This window comes from Scandinavium sp. M-37, from assembly GCF_043558715.1.
Classification (GTDB): Bacteria; Pseudomonadota; Gammaproteobacteria; order Enterobacterales; family Enterobacteriaceae; genus Scandinavium; species Scandinavium vulneris_A.
In genome coordinates, this window is sequence record NZ_JBIGIN010000026.1 from 45,879 (window position 1) to 67,086 (window position 21,208).

19 protein-coding genes and 1 pseudogene are annotated in these 21,208 nt (G+C 52.3%); 14 read left to right on the top strand and 6 right to left on the bottom strand.

Annotation, left to right across the window (positions count from 1 at the left end; translation table 11 throughout):
- Positions 1-68: 68 nt before the first annotated feature.
- The 13 genes from ACG0Z5_RS17540 (at position 69) to ACG0Z5_RS17600 (ending at position 13,473) form a co-directional block, all read left to right on the top strand.
- Positions 69-854, top strand: a complete 786-nt coding sequence (locus ACG0Z5_RS17540; protein ID WP_394449735.1) for a FadR/GntR family transcriptional regulator — start codon at positions 69-71, stop codon at positions 852-854.
- A 416-nt stretch (positions 855-1,270) separates the two neighbouring features.
- Positions 1,271-1,609, top strand: coding sequence for a hypothetical protein (locus ACG0Z5_RS17545; protein ID WP_394449737.1), 339 nt, complete (start codon positions 1,271-1,273; stop codon positions 1,607-1,609).
- A gap of 13 nt (positions 1,610-1,622) precedes the next feature.
- Positions 1,623-2,594 carry an alpha/beta fold hydrolase gene (locus ACG0Z5_RS17550; RefSeq protein WP_394449739.1) on the top strand — a complete coding sequence of 324 codons (972 nt, stop codon included), beginning with the start codon at positions 1,623-1,625 and terminating at the stop codon, positions 2,592-2,594.
- A gap of 10 nt (positions 2,595-2,604) precedes the next feature.
- Positions 2,605-3,894 (top strand): CitMHS family transporter, encoded by a 1,290-nt coding sequence (locus tag ACG0Z5_RS17555; protein ID WP_394449740.1) that lies wholly within the window; start codon positions 2,605-2,607, stop codon positions 3,892-3,894.
- Between the two features lie 273 nt (positions 3,895-4,167).
- Complete coding sequence (locus ACG0Z5_RS17560) at positions 4,168-5,070, top strand: DUF1932 domain-containing protein (protein ID WP_394449742.1); 903 nt, start codon at positions 4,168-4,170, stop codon at positions 5,068-5,070.
- Positions 5,060-5,776, top strand: a complete 717-nt coding sequence (locus ACG0Z5_RS17565; RefSeq protein ID WP_394449744.1) for an RraA family protein — start codon at positions 5,060-5,062, stop codon at positions 5,774-5,776. The genes ACG0Z5_RS17560 and ACG0Z5_RS17565 overlap by 11 nt, the downstream gene beginning before the upstream one ends.
- 67 nt (positions 5,777-5,843) lie before the next feature.
- Positions 5,844-7,202, top strand: coding sequence for a CitMHS family transporter (locus ACG0Z5_RS17570; protein ID WP_394449746.1), 1,359 nt, complete (start codon positions 5,844-5,846; stop codon positions 7,200-7,202).
- Between the two features lie 315 nt (positions 7,203-7,517).
- Positions 7,518-8,936, top strand: a complete 1,419-nt coding sequence (locus ACG0Z5_RS17575) for a PTS transporter subunit EIIC (protein WP_394449748.1) — start codon at positions 7,518-7,520, stop codon at positions 8,934-8,936.
- A 33-nt stretch (positions 8,937-8,969) separates the two neighbouring features.
- On the top strand, positions 8,970-10,715 hold the full coding sequence (locus ACG0Z5_RS17580; RefSeq protein ID WP_394449750.1) for a sulfatase: 1,746 nt from the start codon (positions 8,970-8,972) through the stop codon (positions 10,713-10,715).
- Positions 10,716-10,768: 53 nt separating this feature from the next.
- Entirely contained in the window at positions 10,769-11,494 is a 726-nt protein-coding gene (locus ACG0Z5_RS17585; protein WP_394449752.1) for a GntR family transcriptional regulator, read from the top strand.
- Positions 11,491-11,835: a YidH family protein gene (locus ACG0Z5_RS17590; protein WP_271130569.1), complete on the top strand. Its 345-nt coding sequence runs from the start codon at positions 11,491-11,493 to the stop codon at positions 11,833-11,835. The genes ACG0Z5_RS17585 and ACG0Z5_RS17590 overlap by 4 nt, the downstream gene beginning before the upstream one ends.
- A complete protein-coding gene (locus ACG0Z5_RS17595) occupies positions 11,832-12,164 on the top strand; it encodes a DUF202 domain-containing protein (RefSeq protein ID WP_394449754.1) in 333 nt (110 codons plus the stop codon). The genes ACG0Z5_RS17590 and ACG0Z5_RS17595 overlap by 4 nt, the downstream gene beginning before the upstream one ends.
- Before the next feature lie 19 nt (positions 12,165-12,183).
- The gene (locus tag ACG0Z5_RS17600) at positions 12,184-13,473 is read left to right on the top strand and encodes an anaerobic sulfatase maturase (protein ID WP_394449756.1); all 1,290 of its coding nucleotides are present in this window, start codon (positions 12,184-12,186) and stop codon (positions 13,471-13,473) included.
- 52 nt (positions 13,474-13,525) lie between these two features.
- Here ACG0Z5_RS17600 and ACG0Z5_RS17605 read toward each other — a convergent pair whose 3' ends face one another.
- Together ACG0Z5_RS17605 and ACG0Z5_RS17610 are read right to left on the bottom strand one after the other, a co-directional pair.
- Positions 13,526-15,409 carry an aryl-sulfate sulfotransferase gene (locus tag ACG0Z5_RS17605; RefSeq protein ID WP_394449758.1) on the bottom strand — a complete coding sequence of 628 codons (1,884 nt, stop codon included), beginning with the start codon at positions 15,407-15,409 and terminating at the stop codon, positions 13,526-13,528.
- A 591-nt stretch (positions 15,410-16,000) separates the two neighbouring features.
- A complete protein-coding gene (locus ACG0Z5_RS17610; RefSeq protein ID WP_394449760.1) occupies positions 16,001-16,531 on the bottom strand; it encodes a hypothetical protein in 531 nt (176 codons plus the stop codon).
- A gap of 113 nt (positions 16,532-16,644) precedes the next feature.
- Here ACG0Z5_RS17610 and ACG0Z5_RS17615 point away from each other — a divergent pair, with 113 nt between their 5' ends.
- Complete coding sequence (locus ACG0Z5_RS17615) at positions 16,645-17,760, top strand: hypothetical protein (RefSeq protein WP_394449762.1); 1,116 nt, start codon at positions 16,645-16,647, stop codon at positions 17,758-17,760.
- A gap of 48 nt (positions 17,761-17,808) precedes the next feature.
- Here ACG0Z5_RS17615 and ACG0Z5_RS17620 read toward each other — a convergent pair.
- The 4 genes and pseudogenes from ACG0Z5_RS17620 to ACG0Z5_RS17635 all read right to left on the bottom strand — a co-directional run.
- Positions 17,809-18,358, bottom strand: a pseudogene (locus tag ACG0Z5_RS17620) (AAA family ATPase); the annotation flags it as partial.
- Positions 18,359-18,567: 209 nt separating this feature from the next.
- The gene (locus tag ACG0Z5_RS17625) at positions 18,568-18,918 is read right to left on the bottom strand and encodes an SH3 domain-containing protein (protein WP_394449764.1); all 351 of its coding nucleotides are present in this window, start codon (positions 18,916-18,918) and stop codon (positions 18,568-18,570) included.
- Positions 18,919-19,188: 270 nt separating this feature from the next.
- Entirely contained in the window at positions 19,189-20,139 is a 951-nt protein-coding gene (locus ACG0Z5_RS17630) for a hypothetical protein (RefSeq protein ID WP_394449766.1), read from the bottom strand.
- Between the two features lie 66 nt (positions 20,140-20,205).
- A partial coding sequence (locus ACG0Z5_RS17635) for a VasL domain-containing protein (RefSeq protein ID WP_394449768.1) occupies positions 20,206-21,208 on the bottom strand: 1,003 nt, incomplete at its 5' end.

The following is a 21,208-nucleotide window of genomic DNA, read 5'->3' on the forward strand; positions in this document are numbered from 1 at the left end:
GCGCTTTAACCTGCAAGTGTTAAATGCTATACAGTGAAATTCTGTAGGCATGTAACCGGGTGAATGTAATGAGTAAAAAGGGCACTGAAGGGCAACAAAACCCGGGTCTGGTGAATGATGAACGTGAGAAAATGGGCGTCGCAAACTGGATCCGCTGGCAACTTTCCATCGGGTTACTGGAAGAACGATGGAAACCCAGTGAACGTTTACCTCCGGAGGCTGAAATCTGCCAGAAATATGATGTCAGCCGTAACTCGTATGATCACGCCAGGAAACAACTTATCGCCAAAGGCGCCCTTGAAGCTGAAAAGGGGAGTGGAACATGGGTCGCGAAAGATTTTCATCCTTATATGCTCAGGGATGATCTGAACCTGGTGATCCGACTTGAACCGGGGGAGTTTAGTGACATGCTCGAATTTCGACACACTATAGAACTGATATGTGCATCGCTGGCTGCCGACAGAGCTACAGGCGCCGATCTTCTTGCTATGTCTGCAGCACTGGAGGCAATGAAAGCCAGCCAGAACGATCCGGCGGTCTTCTCACGGGCAGAATGCGATTTTCATTTTGCCCTGATTGCCGCCACACACAGCAATGCCTGGATCAGGGCAGCCGGTGCGCTCCGGGGCGATTTTCTCGCCTTCATTGCAGAAGTCAATGAAGCAGGCGTACTGCCGCAGAGCGTGCCAGCACACGAAGTCCTGTATCAGGCACTGAAAAATCGCGATCCTGTTGCGGCTCCCCGGGCAATGGCAACGATCCTGGCGCTGGCAAAAGAGGCATCCGAACACGTCACACAGCGTAGAAAGGCAGAACAGGATCAGCAGTCACGCATTATGTCAGGCGGAAAGTAAATGTATCGCCGCCAGTAATGATGCCAGTCCCTGTCAGCAGAATATCTGCCGAAAATATTATTCTGCTGACGATAGCGAAAAATGAATACCACACAACACTATAAAACAGTGCCATCGGGCAATCAGCGCTGATGCAAAAAATGACATAAAGAAGGATATTTATTTTTTACGTTACAGGAAATAAAAAAGCATATGACACAAAACAAGGAGGTATGTCATTAATAACAAAAGCACGTAACAGATCTGTACTGAAATATAATTAAAATAAATTTATCGTATTTTTATCTGGTGAAAATCAATTCTGTAGCCTCTGTTTTTCCAGGAGGTGAACAGCATTCTATTTTTCCAGAAAAGCGCCACGCCAGGGAAATACCACCACCATAAATAATGTCGAGTTCAGTTGACGAGGAGGCTTTATGCCCGTAATTACACTCTACCTCCCACCGGATAATTCCGGCGGGTCTGCAGAAGTCGATATTCAGCAGCTTCAGCAGGATTGTCATTACCTGTGTATTCAGTTGCTTGACGCGGCTCCTGTAAATATTCAAATCCAGGTGGTGACCACCTGCAAAATCCCCTTGGGCAGGGTGGTGTATGCCGACGTCAAATATCGTCACCAGACACACCGTGACGGTGAACTGATGGCATTGTTTATGCAGCAGCCGGAAGGCACTCTCGTCCGCCACTGCCGGGCTCCGGCCCCCCGCATCCGCTGCTTCCCGTTCACCCCTGAGCAGCTTTACGCCAGAAACTAAACCGGAACATGTTATGGATCTGAAAGAAATCCGCAGCTTTTTTGTGGGCGGAAACCCGGTCACACTACGCCGGCAACCGGTACTCAGGCAGCGCCTGGCGCAGGGTGCCACAGAACGGCATATCAATATGAACGGTGACATCATGACCGGGCAGATGTATGTCCAGGCCTTTATTCAGCGCAATCCCTGCTCTGATATCCCGGTCTTACTCTGGCACGGGGGCGGTATGACCGGCGTTAACTGGGAAACCATGCCTGACGGGCGCCCCGGCTGGCTGCAGGGGCTGCCGAATGACGGCTGGAATGTGTATGTATGCGACGCCGTTGAACGGGGTCGTGCAGGATGGAGTCCGTATCCCGAGGTCTGGTCACAGCCCCCGCTGTTTCGCACCAAAAACGAGGCCTGGCAGATGTTTCGTGTTGGCCCCACAGACGGTTACCATACGGATCCCCTCCGCCGACGGGCTTTTCCTGGCAGTCGTTTTCCGGTGGCAGAATTTGACTATTTTGCCTGCCAGTGGGTGCCTCGCTGGAGCGGCCATGAAACGATCACCACCGCAGCGTATGAAGCCCTGCTGGATATAACCGGTCCCGCCATCGTGATTGGCCACAGCCAGGGGGGCGGATTTGCGCTGAGGCTTGCCATGCAGCGTCCGGAGGATGTACAGGCCGTGGTTGCGCTGGAGCCATCAGGTGCGCCAGATGATCTCCTGATCCCGCGCCTCTGTCCACCTCACCTGGTGCTCTGGGGAGACCACTTCAGTGAACACGCGATCTGGCGCGATTACCGCGGCACCGTGGAAAAACACTGTTCGCAGCTACGTCTGGCCGGTGCCCGGGTGGATGAACGGGATCTGCCGGCGCTGGATATTCATGGTAATTCGCATTTCCTGATGCTGGATAACAACTCAGATATGCTGCTGGCAGGCGTCACAACCTGGCTGCGTTCACGCCTGTCCCTGCCGGACCGTGGCACTGACGGATAAGGAGCAGAACATGTTAAGTCTCATTGCACTCGCGACCGTGCTGCTCTGCGTCGTGCTCCTGATGAGCGGACGGGTCTCGCCGGTCGTCACCCTGATCCTGATCCCGCTGGCAGCGGCACTATTTGCCGGCTTTCCGGTCGGGGAGATCAAAGGGTTTATCACCAAAGGGATCACGACGCTGGCCCCCGTAGTCGCCCTGTTTATCTGTGCCATTCTGTTTTTCAGCATTATGCATAAGCAGGGATTGTTTAACCCCCTGGTGGACAGATTGCTGGCGCTTGCCGGAAACAACCCGACCCGCATCATGATGATCAGCGTGCTGGTGACCGCCCTCACCCATCTCGACGGGGCGGGGGCCACCACCTATCTGATCACCATTACGGCACTGTTGCCGGTGTACCAGCGCCTGGGCATCAATGTGTTACATCTGACGCTGCTGACCGGGTGTACCGCCGGCATCATGAATCTCGTCCCCTGGACCGGACCGGTGCTGCGTGCGTCCAGCGTGGTGAACATCGATCCGGTACTCCTGTGGAAGCCGTTATTACCGGTGCAGCTGGCGGGGATCGGCTGTTGTCTTGTCATGGCATGGTGGCGGGGTCAGCGTTATCGTCGCCCGGAACTCACTGGCCCCCGTTCGCATACCGCCGTCACAGAGAATACCGTTACCGCATCACCACGCTGGCGGTACTGGAGCAATGCTCTTCTGACCACCGTGCTGGTGATTGTTCTGCTGACCAGCGGCCTGCCCGGTCTGTTAGTGTTTATGGTGGCACTGGCTCTGGCGCTGGTGATCAATTTTTCTGACGCGCGGACACAGCTGCAGTGCATCCGGGAAAATGCCGGGGAGGCGCTGCTGCTGGCCACCATCCTGTTCAGCGCTGCCGTGTTCCTCGGCATTCTGAGCCACAGCGGTATGCTCGATCAGGTCACTCGACAGGCCATCGCGCTGCTGCCGGAAACCCTGTCACGTTACCTCTACCTGATCGTCGGCGTTCTGGCCCTGCCGCTCGGGATGATGTTCGGGGCCGATCCATGGTATTTCGGCATTATGCCCGTGGTCACCGCCATTGGTGAAGCACACGGCATTGCACCAGAGTCCGTCGCACGGGCCATGATGCTGGGGGAAAACGTTGGATTCTCCATCAGCCCGATGGTGGGCAGCGCCTGGCTGCTGAGCAGTCTGGGCGGTGTCAGTCTCGGCCAGCATATCCGCTATTCACTTCCGGCTATCTGGGCGGTTGCTCTGCTGATGCTGGGCATCGCCATAACAACCGGCGCGATTGAACTGCCCGGCTGACAGAAGTGAATCTGTGCATTCCCGGATACCTGTATATCCCAGGAAAAATAAAATAGCCGGCGCTGCATTTATGCATGAAATACTGAATCAAGGAAATAAAGACATAATGAAGTAATGAAGTAATGAAGTAATGAAGTAATGAAGTAATGAAGTAATGAAGTCTTATTTTCATTATTTCAGTCATACATACCACCACTATTTTCTGGCACAGCAGCTCAGCATGACACTCATTGCTGAATGTTATTCCCTGCCCGCTATCTGACGGAGGAAAGAATGGAAATTGTTTTTATCGGCTTTGGTGAAGCCGCGTACCACATAAGTCTCGGGCTGAAAGCCTGTGAAACACTCAAACTCAGCGCCTTTGACCGGGATGATAACCATCCTGAACGGGGTGCGTCGTTACATGCCCGGGCGCAGGCTTCAGGCGTGACGCTTCATCGCACGTTACCGGATGCCATCGCCACGGCCCGCTATATCATCTGTCTCACCAGCGCAGACAGCGCCCTGCCCGTAGCGAAGCAGGTTATCCCGCGGCTTGGCAAGGGGCAACATTATATAGACATGAACTCCACCTCCCCCGCTATCAAACAGGCCATCAATGCTCTTCCCCGCCATGCAGACGTGGGGTTCTGCGATGCGGCGGTAATGGGAACGGTACCTGAACACGGCCATCGGGTCCCGGTGCTGCTGGCCGGTAGTGCAGCACCGGGTTTCGCCCGGGCACTTTCTCCCTGTGGCATGAACCTGACGGTACTCGATGCAGAGCCGGGTGCCGCTTCCGCCATCAAAATGCTGCGCAGCGTGGTGATGAAAGGGTTACCCCAGCTGTTCATTGAAGCCTTCTGCGCAGCTGAAAAAGTGGGCGCACTGGAAGCACTGGTCGCCTCCCTTGGCGCGGCACTCGACGGTAAAACCGTGGCGCAGCTCGCGCAGACATTCTGCGCCCGCACGGTGATACACGCCGGACGGCGCAGCGCCGAAATGCGTGATGTGGTGGACACCCTGCATGCGCTGAAAGTGGACGCGAGCATGTCAGAAGCAACACTGCAAAAACTCAATGACCTGTATATCAATGGGGTGGCAGCCGCCCTGGAGCCTGAAGGCGCCGCGTCTGGCTGGCAGGACACCATTGTCCGTCTGGTGAAACATGAACGAGGAGTCTGTGATGAACAATAAAAATTACCATCCGCTACCGGAGCCAATTGCGCCTGACCTGCTGGAACGGATCCGCAGACTCAGCCCGGCACTGCTGTGTGACGGGATGCAGAACAGTGGCATTGCGCGTAACGGCTGTATGGATGCGGATATCGTGCCCGTGGATGAAAACAAGATATTGCTGGGAACCGCCTGCACCGTGGAGACATCCGGCGGCGACAACTTTCCGGTTCACGTCGCCATTTATCAGGGATGCCCCGGCTATGTCCTGGTGGTGGCGGGCAGAAACGATACCGAAAGGGCGTACCTGGGTGACCTGCTGGCGGGTGCAGCGCAGGCGACAGGGCTTGACGGCCTCATCGTCGATGGATGCGTGCGGGATAAGCAGGCGCTGGCCAGGCTGGATATCCCGGTATACGCCAGAGGCTTTATGCCTCGGGGACCGGTGAAGGAGAAGCGTGGAGAAATCAACACCCCGGTGCAGTGTGCCGGCGTGGTGGTCACCCCCGGTGACCTGGTCTTCGGGGATTCAGATGGGGTGGTGGTGGTGCCCCGGCGCCGCCTGGAAGAAGTGCTGGTCAGTGCCGAGGAAAAACTCGCCTATGAAATTCAGCGCCGGGAAGTCATTGAGGCTTATCAGCAGGGACGTGAGTGCGGCGGTCCCCTCCCGGCTCTCGCCCCGGAATGGGTCACCGATATTCTCTTCGGCAAACCGGACGAAAAATAATCATCCAGGGGCGACTGTCGCCCCTTAATCACACTGCAATCACAATAATTACTATGGAGACACCGGAATGGTTACAATTCTGGGCTACCTGCTTATCGCTGCATTTCTGGTGCTGGTCATACGGCAAAAACTCTCGCCCTTCAGCGGACTGATTATCGTCTCACTGGCCATCGGGACCGTATTATGCCTGACCAGTAACATTCCGCTGGATAATATCATCGGCTGGATAAAGGAAGGTCTGTTTTATTCATATAAGGCCGACGAAAAAATAAAGCTGGGGACGATAAACCCCACCGTCATGATATTATTTGCCATTCTGTATTTCAGCCTGATGATGAATGTCGGTCTTTTTGACCCGCTCTGTACCTGGCTTATCCGCAAGGCCAACGGTGACCCGCTGAAAATCATGATGGTGACAGCCTTCACCTCTTCGGTGGTGACCCTGGATGGTGACGGCACCACCACCATACTCATCATCACCTCCGCCTTTGTCCCCCTGTATAAACAGATGGGGCTGAAGCTCTCAAATCTCGCCATGCTGATTATTCTGCCCTGCGGGCTGGGGAACTGCCTGCCCTGGGGCGGCCCGCTGGCACGCGCGGCAGCCGTGCTCAATCTGGAGGTGAACGCCCTGTTTGTGGCAATCTTGCCCATTCTTGCCGTGTCCTTCATCTATGTCTTCGGCATGGCATATTTCATGGGCATCAAAGAGCGCAAGCGCCTGGGATATGTCCGCGGAAAGCAGGCCATCGTCACGCCGGCGCAGATACGGCAGATGACCGATGCCATCCGTCACCATGAAAAGGAACTGAAGCGCCCGCACCTGTTCTGGTTTAACCTGGCCCTCACGGCCACGCTGCTGGTAACACTGTTGATGGGCTGGGCCAGCGGGGCGCTGACCTTCCTTGCCGGAACCGCGATTGCGCTGACCGTCAACTATACCGCAGCAGAGCAGCGTGAACGCATCACGGCCAATGGCGGCGATGCGATTGCGGTGGCCTCCATCATTATGGCTGCGGGTTGCTTTCTGGGAATTTTCAACGGCAGCGGCATGGCAGCGGCTGTCGCCAACAGCCTGGCCGGACTTATTCCGCCGTCCATGGGCACCCACACCGCGCTGATATTTGCTTTTATTGGCGCCCTTGCCTGCTTCGCCCTGCCCGTGGATGCCTATTACTTTGGCATTCTGCCGGTTATTGCGCCTGTCGCCTATTCGTTTGGTATTACGCCTACCGAGATTGGCGTAGCCTCTTTTATGGGGCAGGCCCTGCGCTACGCCAGCCCGACGGTCGCCTGGCTGTTCCTGTTGATGAACCGCACCGAAATGACGCTGGGGCAATATCAGAAGGAATTCTTTAAGTGGTCGCTGCCGATGTTCGCCATTTTCATTGTGGTGGCGCTACTGACAGGACAGCTACCGTTATAAAAATGACCACGACCAGCCCGTACCGGCCGAACGAATGAGTCACTCCGACGCAGAACTATAATGCCCGGCATCAATCAAATCATCAGATTTAATAACACCAATGCCAGCACAGTCTGGCATTTTTACCCCATTTAATAATGTCTGTGTAAGACAAGCGTTTTAAGCTATTACATTCACCCGTTGTTTCCCTTCTGTCTACAGTCGTTAGCAATCAGGGTATCCACTGTTCCATTTTACTGAGTATGATCGCCCTCACGTTAATGATATCATTATATTGTTATAACAAAGGTGAAAACTACAACACAGGACATCAAAATGAACTACAACCTTGTTGCTGACACCATTGTGAAGCACTGTGGGGGGCCGGGAAACCTGGTCCATGTGACGAACTGCATGACGCGTGTGCGCATGACAATCGACGATACCTCAAAGGTCGATATGTCAGCGTTGAAAGCCATTGATGGCGTGTTGGGGGTCGTGGAAGACGACACCCTGCAGGTCATCGTCGGCCCGGGAAAATCCTCGAAAGTGGCAACCATCATCAACGACCTGATGAAAGGTTCCCCGGCAGCGACGCCAGTGAGCGAAGTTGAACTGAAAGCAAAGCTGGCGCGTGAAAAAGCGAAAAAACAAACGCCCGTCAAAGCCATTCTGAAGCATATCGCCAATATTTTTGTTCCCATTCTGCCGCCGCTGATTGCCGCGGGGATTCTGATGGGGATAAATAATGTGCTGGTTAACTCGGCCGCCTCTTTTGCACTGACCCACCATATTGCTGCAATCGGCGATTTATCTCCGGCACAGGTGGTGCTGGATCAGCGCCATTTACTGGGCATCAGTGAATTCCTCGGCCTGGTCTCGAAGGCGCTGTTCAGTTTCCTCGCAATCTATACCGGGGTGACGTCAGCCAAAGAGTTTGACGGTACCATCGTGATGGGAGGCTTGCTGGGCGCCATCACAATTGCCCCACAGCTGCCACAGCTGGGGCTCATTCCCGGACAGGGCGGCCTGATTGGCGTTATTTTTGCGGTCTGGCTGATGTGCTGGCTGGAGAAACGGGTGCGTCAGTTTATTCCTGATGTTCTGGACGTTGTGCTGACGCCGACCATTGTACTGAGCGTGATGGCCGCCGTACTGCTGTTCGCCATTATGCCCGTCGCAGGTGTGCTGTCAGATGCCATCCTGCATGGTATGAACGGTCTGCTGTCCACGGGCGGGATGGCCGCCGGTTTTGTGCTGGCCGCATTATTCCCGTTCCTGATTTCTCTGGGGCTGCACCACGGTCTGTTCCCTATCCATCTGGAGATGATCAACGCCACGGGTCATGCGCCGCTGTTTGCCATTCAGATTATGTCCAACGCCGGTATGGTGGGTGCGGCAACCGCCGTTCTGTTGCTGACGAAAGATCCGATGATGAAAAAAATTGCCCGGGGGGCAATCCCGACCTCCATCCTCGCCGTGGGTGAACCCACCATTTTTGGGGTGAATATTCCCGTGGGGTTTGCCTTTATCACCGGCTCTATTGGCGCCGGGTTTGGCGGCATGATGATTGTGTTGCTGGGGGTCACGACTAACGGGGTGGGGGCTGCTGGATTATCAGCCCTTCCACTTATCGCAGACGGCAAGTATCTGCAGTATATCCTTGCCTGGCTGGTCGGGTGTCTGGCCGCCTTTGTACTGACCTATGCCACAGGAAAAGTACGCGGTTACGATAAAGAAATCGCTGTGGCCTGAATGAAGCATTAACCGGAAGGACGGAGAAGAAATATGAAAGCCATCATGCTGATGTTCGATTCACTTAATAAGCACATGCTGTCGGCTTATGGCTGTGATGAGACCATTACGCCCAATTTTAAGCGGCTGAGAGAAAAGACGGTTCGCTTTAACAATTTCTATGTGGGCAGTATGCCCTGCATGCCGGCACGACGGGAAATCCATACCGGGCGATACAATTTCCTGCACCGCTCCTGGTCACCGCTTGAGCCGTTTGATGATTCCATGCCGGAGATCCTCAAAAAACACGGCATTCATACCCACCTGGTGACCGATCACAAGCATTACTGGCGCGACGGTGGCGCGACCTACCACTCACGTTATAACACCTACGAATTTATTCGTGGTCAGGAAGGGGATGCCTGGAAAGGGGTGGTCAATAAGCCGGATTATCAGTATGAATCCGGCGAGCCGGAGGAAATCAAACAGCGGCGTATCACCAGCCGGACTCAGCACCAGATCAATGTACAGTTCATGAAAAACGAGGATGACCACCATCTGGCGCGGACCATTAACAGTGGGCTGGAATTTATCCGGACTAACCAGTCTGCTGATAACTGGTTCCTCCAGCTGGAGTGTTTTGATCCGCATGAGCCGTTCTTTGTGCCGGAAAAATATCTGAAGATGTACGGTATTGACGATCCTTCCGTTTTCGATGGCTGGCCGCCGTACTACTTCGTGACGGAAAGTGAAGAACGTAAGAGCGTTATTCAGAAATACTACAAAGCGCTCCTGACCATGGTGGATGCCTATGTCGGTAAGGTGCTCGATCACATGGATGAATATGATCTGTGGAAGGACACCATGCTTATCGTGAACACCGATCATGGCTTCCTGCTGGGTGAGCATGACTGGTGGGGCAAAAATATCATGCCGCTGTATAACGAGGTCGCCAGTATCCCCTTCTTCATCTGGCATCCGCAGTGTGGCCAGGCCGGCGAATCCCGGGAAGCACTGGCGCAGACCATCGATATCCCTGCGACCCTGCTGGATTTCTTCGGGCTGGATAAACCGGCTGATATGCAGGGCGTTTCGCTGAAACCGGCCATTATCAGTGACGTCGCCGTGCGCGAGCATGCGCTGTTTGGTTACCATGGTTGTCATGTCAATATTACCGACGGACGCTACGTCTATATGCGCGCGCCGGTTGAGCGTAATATTGATGAGTTGTACGAATATACGCTGATGCCCACCCGTATTAATCGCCGCTTCACGCCGGACGAGCTACAGGGGGTGACCCTGCATCCCGGCTTCAGTTTTACCAAAGGCTGCCCGGTAATGAAAATCCCGGCTGAATCTGTCATGACCCGCGGCGCCGATCGATTCGGTCATCGCCTGTATGACCTGGTTGCGCATCCAAAACAGGACTGTCAGTGCCGCGATTTGTCTGTGGCTGAACGGTTGCTGGCCGCGATGGAGCAGATGTTACAGGCAAGCGATTCACCTGACGAACTCTGGGGGCGCTACGGGTTCACGGATGCCTCCACGCCGCTGCTGGGGCTGGATCCGACGCTGATACCTGAATTCAGCGAGTATGCCCCCGAGCTTCGTTACGGGATGCTATGTCTGTTACAGCATCTGGAAAATAGCGGACAGGACAGTCTCGCGCAGAGGCTGAAAGTCTGCGGCAGGCCCGACTGGACCCGGAACGATCTCTGGCAGTTTGTTCTGGATGACTTACCCGCTGACCAGCACCAGACCGTGTTTTATAAGATGGCGTTAGAGATGCGGCTGAATTGATGCCATACTCCCCGGTGCGGCCGGGGAGTGCTGCTGAAAGGATTATTTTTGTTATGAAACAAGAGCTTGATTACACGCGTGGTGCCAAACCGCTGTATGCCCAGCTGTATGACATTCTGCTGGATAAGCTGAAGAACGGTGAATATAAGAAGAATGACGTTTTGCCAACCGAGGCGGAGTTTGAAGAGCGCTTTGGTGTCAGCCGCATCACCGCCCGCCGGGCCCTGGCGGAACTGGTGGCAAAAGGGCTGGTTAAGCGCCAGGCGGGCATCGGGACGATGGTCATCAGCACTTCTGAAAAGCAGGGGGTGAAAACGCGTATCAGCCTGGTGGACGGGCAGCAACAGGTTCCTGTTACACGTAAAAATCTGACGCTTGTATCAACCCTGCCGCCAGAGAATGTCCCGACGCTGTTTAATCTGAAGTCGGGAGAAACACTCCAGTGTCTGACCCGCACCATTTATCGACAACACGAAATCCCGGCCCAGGTTAACTATATCTGGCTGACCCCCCGTCTTGGCACATTGTCCCTGGAAGATGTTGCGAAGGGCCTCTACGTTGTGCTCGAGGAGCGTAACGAAAATATTGATGCCTATGAGGACATCATCACCGCAGAGCTCCCGGATGAGCAGGACTGCCGCATTCTCGATATTGATGCCGCAACCCCGCTGCTGATAAAGACGCGTAAGGGGTTTAACGACCGGGGAGAACTGGTTGAATACACCATCGCAAAACACATTGCGCATTACTATCAGTACATTGTTGAGAACAGCCGATGATGTGGAAAAAACAGGGAAAATCACCGGATTACCGGTTCACACTGGCCAATGAACGTACCTTTCTGGCCTGGATACGCACCGCGCTGGCCTTTATGGCAGCCGCCATCGGCATTGACCAGCTGGCCCCCGACCTGGCCCCGGTGATGTTTCGCGCCGGCCTCGTTGTGATGCTTGGTCTGACGGCCGCGGCCCTGTCATATTATGCATATCGTCGCTGGGCTGCGAACGAACGCGCGATGCGGCATGAGGCCGACCTGCCGTTTCCGCGTGCGCTGCTCTGGCTGAGTTCGGGACTATCTGCGGGAATTGTACTCACGCTGACTGTCCTGGTCGTGCTGTGAACACGGATATCCGGGCGCGTGACCCCGGCCTGCAGCCGGAACGGACGGCGCTCTCCTGGCACCGGACCGCCTTTTCCTCGCTGGTTCTTGCCCTGGTCACCACCCGGGCCGGTTTCAGCCAGGGGGATTTCATGCTGACGGTGCTGGGGAGTATCGCCACATTGTTCTCCTTGTTTCTGGTCTTTATTTCACTGCGACGCCAGCGGGTAATGCGGTATGACATTGAGCTGACTTCCCGGAAGGCCGTCGTCAGTAAACGCCTTATATGTCTGGCGCTGGGGCTGAATGCGCTCGCCATCACCCTGCATAACGTTGTTAACCTGTTCTGAAAGAGGAGCCTGTTTGTTCATGATGATGAACGGTTGTCACGTAATGGCAAAGCCTACCGGCTCTGTCTGTAATATTGACTGCAGTTATTGTTTCTATCTGGAAAAGGATGCGCTCTATCCGGAGCGTAAACAGAACTGGCGGATGTCGGAAGAGACGCTGGTGCAGTTCATCCGTCAGCATATTGAAGCCCAGGCGGGCGAACAGGTGCTTTTTGCCTGGCAGGGTGGTGAGCCGACCATGATTGGGCTGCCTTTTTTCCAGCGGGTAATTGCACTGTGTGAAAAATACGGCCAGGGAAAGCAGATACAGCATGCGCTGCAGACGAATGGCATGCTGTTAAATTCTGAGTGGGCCATCTTTTTTGCTGAGCATGATTTTTTGATTGGCCTGTCGATAGACGGGCCGCAGCATATTCATGATACCTACCGTGTCACACGTTCGGGTGCCGGAACGCACCAGCGCGTGATGGAAGCGATGGCGCTGCTGAAGGCGCACAATGTGGCGTTCAATACGCTCACCGTAGTAGGGAAACACAATGCGAGCCATGCCAGAGAAGTTTACGAATTCCTGCTGGATGCAGGCTCCCGGCATATTCAGTTTATTCCGCTGGTCGAGCGGATCAGCACCTCAGACTCCGTCACGCTTAATCTGGTGCTGCCTGGCGAAAGTGCCGCGACGCTGGCCCCGTGGACGGTTCCGGCCTGGCAGTATGGCGATTTCCTCAGCCAGATTTTTGATATCTGGGTACGTAGCGACGTTGGGCGCGTCTCTGTTCAGATGTTTGATGTGGCGCTCTCGGCCTGGACCGGCCAGCCGCCGGTACTGTGCGTGCACGCGGAAACCTGCGGCCATGCGTTTGCCCTGGAATCCAACGGAGACCTGTATAACTGCGATCATTTCGTTTACCCTGAGCACCGGCTGGGCAATATCCATCAACAGGATATTCGGGAGCTGAATAACGGTGAGCAGGCCATCGCATTCGGGATGGCGAAGCGGGATACGCTGACGCCGGATTGTCGTCGTTGTGAATACCGTCCGGTCTGCCATGGCGGTTGCCCGAAACACCGTTTTGCGGTGTCGCCCACCGGGCATCCGGGGCACAACTATCTGTGTGCCGGCTATAAACACTTCTTCAAACACATCACGCGGGAAATGAACGTTATGCGGGATGTGCTGGCCGCAGGATACCCGGCAGAAACAATTATGCAGATCCTGGCGCAGGAAAGTCGCGCCGGGCAGAGTTATAGCCGTAATGCCGTCTGCTCCTGCGGCAGCGGTAAAAAGTATAAAAAATGTTGTGGTAAATAAAGCAGCAACAGCGCCAGCAATGGCTGGCGCTCACTTCAGAAATTAGTGTTGATCAGCTATACAACGGCATTTTATACGCACGGAAGGCATATAACTCTGCCCGGCGGATAGTTTCCCCTTCAGGTGACTTGAAGGAGCCTGACGTCAGTCGTATGTCGAACAGCGGGGAGCGCGTATTCAGGTCAACCTCCTGCAATATGGTTCTTCCCTGATAGTTACCGTCAACAACCTCATTGGGATCCTGGCGGTCGGATTCGCCGGGCATCAGGGTTAGCGGTAAACCTGTATCGGTGCCGCCGCCATTCTCCTGGAAAATGCTGCCACCAAAGTTTGCGAATAAACGTGGCAGCGAAGGATCGCCCTCATGATTAAAGAAAGATGCCGTAGAAACGTAAGAGCTGTATCCGTCTGAACCTACCTCTGTTTCTCCGTACTCCTCAAGCTTTCTGACCTCTCTGCTGCTGAGTGTTACCTGATACCTGGCGCAGCGTGAGGCATTTTCTGACGCAATGACACCTGCGGCTTTGTTACGGGTACGATAGTTTCCATTGTTGAAGACAGAAAACTCAATAACATCCTGGTTTGACGTCGATTTTACGATTTCCTGGATATTATGCTGCCCCCACGTCCAGAAAGTCTGATCGGCAGCTGCTTTTTGATCAGGGTTGCTTAAATCATAAGGCTGATCGGTGTCCGGGTTGATGGGAGTGAGCAATAAATCAGACCAGTCGGTAGTGGGCGCCCCGGACTCTGTTTCCTGCCAGTCATCATGATTGCCTGAAATAAAACGCAACGCCCCGGTCGCTCTGTCGATACCAATCACGGCACTCTGGTGGCGGCAGGAGCCCATTAAAAGGTTGGTGTCAGAATCCAGATAGACCTGGTTCAGGTGTATCCAGTCGTTGATATGAGGGACCGATAAATCAATGGGAACAGGGAGCCGCCAGAAATTCATAATTACCCGCAGATCGTAATAGACTTTTTCATATCCTGTTTCCAGGTCAAGAATGGCGATACAGTCCTCTGCAGATGGACCTTGATTGGCTTCATTTACCGGCCCGTCACTGGCATTTCGGGTACTGATATAGTCAGAAGCATAAAGCAGGGCGTTTTCTCCCGGGAGTTCAATTAATGAGTGATGAGCCCTGTCACGGATAAAGTAAATTCCGATTACGCGACCGGTGGCATCAAAACGCCAGAGTTCTCGCTGTCCCAGCGGTTCATTTTCCTTCAAATCAGATGGGGTATAGTAATGCTGTAGATGATCGTCGCAACCGATGAAGGTACCGTCGGACAGACGTACCGTATTGAACACCGGGAGCCACAGTGCTGGATCTTCGTCGACATCGCCCGCTCTGACAAACCAGCGCACATTACCTTTTCTGTCATAGGCGATGTTGGCTCTTCGCTCAGACAGCATAACAAAGTAAAGGTCATCCCCTACGCTTCCCTGCTCAGCTGTTTTCAAAATCTGAACTTCAGGAAATCCATTTTCACTATTACTTTGAGGATCTGTCCCTGGTAACGGTTTTGTCGAAGTCCCACCGGACATCACAACGCCTTCGCTACTGGTTATTGTAAAGTTATTATCAGTATATTCGGACTCCTGAGCTAAAAAACCGAGGACAGGTAATGCAATGGCCTGGTCGAGGGGTAAGTCAGTGTAAGTGTGGGTAATAATGGGTGCATCTGCGACATGAGGTGCTTCTACCGTAACGGTGAGTTCGGGGTGTTTGTTCCAGAAACCCGCCATTGCCGTCAGGGGGGACCGTCCGAAGAGGTCTACATGGAGCTTTTGTGTATTTTCAGTTATATCAGAAATGAATTCATTATAAATCTGGTTATCGCGAATAACAGGTTCGATATCCGTTTGCAGACCGGGATTGTATGAGCCATCTCCGGGATCCCGCTGTCCAATATGTGCTGGTATTGCCATGTTCGATATCCTCTTCAGTGAAAATCAATATTGACGGACACATCTTCACAACTGCACGCTTCTCCTCTTATGAATCACCATTGCATGACTATTTTCCATGAATGGATTTCCATTTTGTGTATTCGTGCTAAATATCTGCCATGGCAATATAAAATCATTTTTCTGTGGGCTCTGCCTCAAGAAAGAAAAGTTTAAAATTAAACTTACCCTTCAACGATGATTCCGTGTATGGGACAAAGTGCATCTTTGTTGCGAGCCCCTCCGGGTAGCCTTCTTGGCCTGATACCCAACCGAAAGAAATATGCAAAACAGCTTTATTAAAATAGGGCAGCATTACTAATAAATATAGTTGTAAAATTTCAGCCAATTCTGAATTTTATTTACCCATTCAATCGCGTAATTTATTTTCACTTTATAACCCGCCGGAATAAATTAAAATATCTCGCCATTGGTTACTTTAATGCTTTTAAGAGAAAAAGGAAAAATCAAGAAAGGCATTGATTCAGGTCAGCCCCCACTTTTAATGCTGAAATATATACACCACCTAAAATCGCCTTTCAATTACCACATTCTTCCTTTGCTTTACAGGCTCTAAACCAGGTTATGATTGTAAATATCAACTGAGGAAGAAAAGCAATATTCAAACCGTTGTAAATGCTGGTTCATTGCTCTAAGCACCTCAATTATTTTAACATGACAATCATCAGGTGATTGCAACTTTCCATTAACTTTATTGATTATACACTTAGTACAAATGGCAATTCTTTCACGTGTCAGTGGATCAGCTACCAGAGTTGCTCTCCCCGAAGCACACAGAAGGTCGTTGAGTGTGTCACGAGTATATTCTTCCAGCACCAGTTCATTAACACCTGGTTTAATACTTCGTGACTGGTATTTCTCAAACCCCTTATCTGCACATAATGCATCCATTGCAGTGAACATCAGACAACTGTAGTCGTTGTAATGTTCCAGCGTCAGTTCATAGCGTTTCATTCGTCTATGTCCCCGCTCCTTCAGTAAATAGAAAAACATACCTGACAGCGCCGTAATAAATGTACTAAGCATCCCCGCAGCCCACATGTTTTTTGTAATAAGTGATAATAATTCAGCTAATCTTTCCATGATATGTGATCCCCTGACTGTTTTTTAAGTACCAGCTTGACTTTATTTTTCACTAATCATACATACCTTATGTATGACTTAAACTCTCACTTTTCAATAAGGAGTAATGTATAATGAAAAAGTCCAAACGTTTGTATTCTGTTGAAGGTGCAATACATCTATATTCCAGTATGCCGATCGTGATGACCCCCGCAGATATTTACTCTATCAATGAAAACCTTCTTAATAGCCATGCTTTATCCCAATGTAACATTTACCTCATTGTTCAGAGAAACAGGATATTTATAAATCCTGAGGGGTTTTCTCTGAATCATAGAACAGTACACGGCCAGTTTTTAACACATACCGCAAACAGAATAAGAAAGGTTCCATTTGAATTCATTATTCCTTCTGACATCGTACCACTTGACATTGCTATTAAAGAGGTTGCAGTTGCGTTAAATGGAACAACTTTATTAATTCAGACAGAGAATAAAGATCACATTATAAATGTCAATAAACTCATCTCTTACTCTAAATCAGATTTATATTACACCGAGACTGATTTGCGTGTTGTTTACATTGGTCAAGGAATCGGAAGGATCTACCCACGCACATCCGTCAATAGGCTACGTTCTCACACTTCATTACAACGAATTCTTTCGGATATTGTCACATTCACTCCTGAAATGGATGTTTTTATTCTGCTTTACAGATTTGAGCATAGCCGAACAATATTAAGTAATGGTGGCAACTTGAACCTGGAGCCAGAATCATCCTGGGAAATGGAAAGCATTCATTTCAATAATCTACAGAACGTCAAACTGACACGAAATCAAATTGTGTCACTTGCAGAAGCGGCGCTTATAAATTACTTTCAACCCCAATACAATATATTATTAAAAAGCCGTAATTTCGCATCAAAAAACAAAATAAAAGTCATTTCTGATCTATTCAATTCCGGGATGGTTGGGTTGATTGTTGAAATTTGCTCTTCCAGCATCAAGTCGCGTATTGGAACAACACACGCACCACCAAAGGATCCAACTACGGATTGGCCAGAAGATATTGTTAGCGGTGTAAACTTGACTGGTTCAGCCATGTTAAATAGCTGGATAGAAGACTTATATATGCTTCGGCATACTCATATTGCGGAATTTGAGCTAACAACAGAGGTTGAAAGAAATACATTTTTGCACGGTACAGTATTTTTAGATGATGCCCATTCAAAAGACAATATTAATGTATAATAACATCTACAGATAGCGCATAGCGCCCGTCATCGGGCCAGGTAGCCGTTAGAGTCGCTGCATACTGGTTTCCTCTTCCACCATCGACAGGTGATACAGGGACAACGATCGGAGCTTCACAATCAGATGCGCCAGTTCCAGCAAGTGGCTTGTAAGCCAGATCTGCGAGCAGCGACTAGCCTCGGCAATTAAGCTCGCTAGTGCGGGCAACATCTGCGGGTGCAGACTGTTTTTCTGTTCGTTGATGGCGAGAAAGGCCGGTATTCGTGGGCTATGCAAGGCCACCGCCAGACACAGTGTCAGCGTGCCGTTGGAGAACTCTGCCGCTTCCAGCGGGCGGCTAAACCCTTCACGCTGCATCACCATGCGAAAGCGCCCGCCTGTGTTGTCGCTGTAAAACACAGCCGGGGAAAGCCTGATCAAGGATGCGCACCAGCAGCGGTTCATCGTCAATCTCAATAATGGTCTGAAACGCGGCGACCGGGTTCGCACCGTCGCTAGCCAGCACCAGGGAGAGGAAGCCTAACTGCGGCGCACGGATCTTCGAGCCAGATGAAACCGAAAACTCATGATAAAATCGCCAGTCACGCAAGGATTCTTCGCCGGGTGTTCCGGGGCGGTTTTTCTTCGTCAGGAAGCAGCGTGTTCAGTTGTGCCTTAACAGCTGCGATAACTGAGAGTGTTCAGCGATCCCGACAGTAACAGAACCGACATTTTCATCAAAAAGATAGACACTTTACCTGCCATGGAGCGTACAGGTTGAGTATAGAGGGATTTTTCGTCCATAAGAGCACACGGGATTAAAAATTAGACATCCAGAATACTTACACATTCTTCTGGCACCCAGCCAGATTCTCCTGAGTTTCTGAGCGCCCAGTACCAGCCATTAAGAGACTTTATAACAGTAATTTTCTCGCTGGATCTGACTGATAACTCATGCGCAGTATAGTCTTCAAGGCAAATGACTTCGTTGGTGTTAAGGGGAGCAAATATTTGTTGCGGTGCCCATCCGGCTTTGCCGGAGGAAAGCGTTATCCATACCCAGCCGCGATATTCAAGATCACAATGGCTGATAACTGCAGCACAGGCTTTCTTTATAGATATGGGATCAGGGAAAGCAGAAGTGTAATCTCTGGTGACAACAGCAGCATTATTCAAGTGGTATCCTCCTGTTGTTAGGTAAACAGGAAAATCCTACAACAGTCACCACAGCAGAGGAAGACTCATATAGTTACAGTATTTTACGCTGATTGCAAAAAAGACGACATTGAAGGGACCGCGATTATCGATCAGGTGCAACCAGGGTGTGAAAGCAATCAATAGCCAGGGGCATCTCTGCCATCTTGAGTCCCTTGTTATGGATTCTGGAAAGCTCCTTTGTGTCCTGAGCCATTCCCTCCACAGTTACCTTCGCGGACAAGACTCTTTTCACTCTGGCATTTTCCGCTGCGGAGCGAACCGGTTTCTGCCCGATACGCTTCGCATTTGCTTTAACATCCGTTTTTTTGCATCGATGGCCAACACCGTGCGGCCCGGAAATAACGGCAAAAGTTGTCGGGCGGGTACGGTCAGATTATTTTCCAGCCGATGGAGTTCTTCTGCTTGCCAGGGGAGCATCGGCACCTGACGAGTTTTTCGCTTACGATAATGTAGCCCCAGCTTCGACACCTGCCCTTTAATGGCCGCCAGGGTTCTGCCGGGTAACTGAGCCACAACATTTTTCCCGACCTCCGGATAATATTTCTGCAATATCCGGATTTCTTCAGGCAACCATGAGCGGGTATCTGTTAGCCCCATTTTGCCGGCCTGTGCAACAATGGAGCCCTTGCTGCGTTCCGGCAACAGCCTCTGCATCCCGTTTATTCCGTTTTCATAGTGCGCGCGTAACAGCGCCAGCTCCGGCGCTGTCCAGCGGCGGTTCTGCCCTTTGCCCAGCTTCAGCTTGATGACGGCAGCTCTCACTGCACTGACGCTTCTGCCCAAGCTGGCGGCAATCTTCTGCGTCGTCAGGCTGCCGTAGTGCTTTTTTAAAAAAGCCTTTTCCTGAGAGTTCCAGCTGCTGCGTTCAGTCAGCCCCAGGGAGGAGGCCTGCCGGAAAATGGCTCTTCTGGTACGCCCGGGCAACTGCTGCATGGCTGCTTCGATACCGTCGCAGTAATGGTTGCGGAGCAATGTCAGCTCGGCTTCGCTCCATGGCGATGCAGCCTGTTGCCCCACGCCTGAAAGATACACAATTCGGTTCACCCCATTAGCGCTTCTGCCGAGCTTCTCCCCGATTTCCCGGGCTGACAAGCTGCCATAATGTTTTTCCACGAACTCAATTTCGGCAAGCGTCCAAGGACTCCGGTGATTCCGGTGACGCCGTGTTTCATCCGGCATGCCTGGCCTCTCTTGTGTCAATAACGATGCATGAACTCGGCATCAATACTCCTCAGTCTCCGCCATTTACGGCGTTACAGGAGATGTTTTTTCTGCCGGAACAGCGGCCTTGTACACCGACAGCTGCTCCAGAACATGTATCAGTGAATCCAGGTGACGAGCAGCCTGCCCGATGTTCGCCTGGAGCGCGATTGTCTCTCCCGGCGCAGAAACCAGCTGCCGGAGTTGCTCTTCGACCGGGACGGCACTGGCAAACGTGCTGGTAATACGCCAGACAATCGTTTTCAGCTCACTGCCCGTCAGGTATTTGCCTTTCTGTCTGTCCAGCGCATCCAGCTGTGCAGACAGCGCCCGCAGCTGCATCATGCCGTCATGCCAGCCGTTAAGTTCACTCGCGGGCAGCGTTCTGCCTGCCTGATATTGCTCCCACCGCTGCACCAGCCCCCGGGTCGCCGGGTCATCCGGCCACAGCGCTTTTGCCTGCGATACCAGGCTCTGACCGTAACGAAGACGCCAGCCCGGGGCCAGAGTTGTTATCCAGTTGACCTGACTGGACATACGCGCAAGCCACATCCCGGAATGCGTCCGGTAGTTCTCTGTCCCACGGAAGGCTTCAATCTGCATCGGAGTCATCGGCTGAGGAATCCAGGCCACCGACGCCGCCATCCCCTGCGTGGCCTCATCCGGTCGATGGAGAGTCTGCCAGCCGAAAATGGCAGCAGTACTGAGCACCAGGGCGGTCGCCATCCCTGCCACAAACGCAGGCCAGCGCTTCGGCGGTACCGGGACATCCTCTGTCACCTGAACCTCAACCTCAGGTTCCTTATGAATGACATACACCAGACGACTGGCAGGTGTGGTTGCCTCTTCCGTCATGGTGAAGAAGGTTGGCTCAGGCGCTCTGTCGTCCGCTGTACCCTCCTCCGGCTGCGGACTGCTCTCCAGGCGACTTATCGCGCTGCGTATCAGCTGCATCACCGGATTCATCTGGCAGGCATGCTCCAGTTCCTGCCGTCTGAGGATGTCCTTCATCTCCAGCAGTTGCTTTTCAGCGAGTACCAGGGCCGGC

Coding starts and splice junctions, on each gene's coding strand:
- ACG0Z5_RS17585 (WP_394449752.1), top strand. CDS start 10,769: ATGAAACAAGAGCTTGATTACACGCGTGGTGCCAAACCGCTGTATGCC.
- ACG0Z5_RS17565 (WP_394449744.1), top strand. CDS start 5,060: ATGAACAATAAAAATTACCATCCGCTACCGGAGCCAATTGCGCCTGAC.
- ACG0Z5_RS17545 (WP_394449737.1), top strand. CDS start 1,271: ATGCCCGTAATTACACTCTACCTCCCACCGGATAATTCCGGCGGGTCT.
- ACG0Z5_RS17590 (WP_271130569.1), top strand. CDS start 11,491: ATGATGTGGAAAAAACAGGGAAAATCACCGGATTACCGGTTCACACTG.
- ACG0Z5_RS17605 (WP_394449758.1), bottom strand. CDS start 15,409: ATGGCAATACCAGCACATATTGGACAGCGGGATCCCGGAGATGGCTCA.
- ACG0Z5_RS17575 (WP_394449748.1), top strand. CDS start 7,518: ATGAACTACAACCTTGTTGCTGACACCATTGTGAAGCACTGTGGGGGG.
- ACG0Z5_RS17540 (WP_394449735.1), top strand. CDS start 69: ATGAGTAAAAAGGGCACTGAAGGGCAACAAAACCCGGGTCTGGTGAAT.
- ACG0Z5_RS17615 (WP_394449762.1), top strand. CDS start 16,645: ATGAAAAAGTCCAAACGTTTGTATTCTGTTGAAGGTGCAATACATCTA.
- ACG0Z5_RS17580 (WP_394449750.1), top strand. CDS start 8,970: ATGAAAGCCATCATGCTGATGTTCGATTCACTTAATAAGCACATGCTG.
- ACG0Z5_RS17550 (WP_394449739.1), top strand. CDS start 1,623: ATGGATCTGAAAGAAATCCGCAGCTTTTTTGTGGGCGGAAACCCGGTC.
- ACG0Z5_RS17570 (WP_394449746.1), top strand. CDS start 5,844: ATGGTTACAATTCTGGGCTACCTGCTTATCGCTGCATTTCTGGTGCTG.
- ACG0Z5_RS17610 (WP_394449760.1), bottom strand. CDS start 16,531: ATGGAAAGATTAGCTGAATTATTATCACTTATTACAAAAAACATGTGG.
- ACG0Z5_RS17555 (WP_394449740.1), top strand. CDS start 2,605: ATGTTAAGTCTCATTGCACTCGCGACCGTGCTGCTCTGCGTCGTGCTC.
- ACG0Z5_RS17600 (WP_394449756.1), top strand. CDS start 12,184: ATGATGATGAACGGTTGTCACGTAATGGCAAAGCCTACCGGCTCTGTC.
- ACG0Z5_RS17630 (WP_394449766.1), bottom strand. CDS start 20,139: ATGCCGGATGAAACACGGCGTCACCGGAATCACCGGAGTCCTTGGACG.
- ACG0Z5_RS17560 (WP_394449742.1), top strand. CDS start 4,168: ATGGAAATTGTTTTTATCGGCTTTGGTGAAGCCGCGTACCACATAAGT.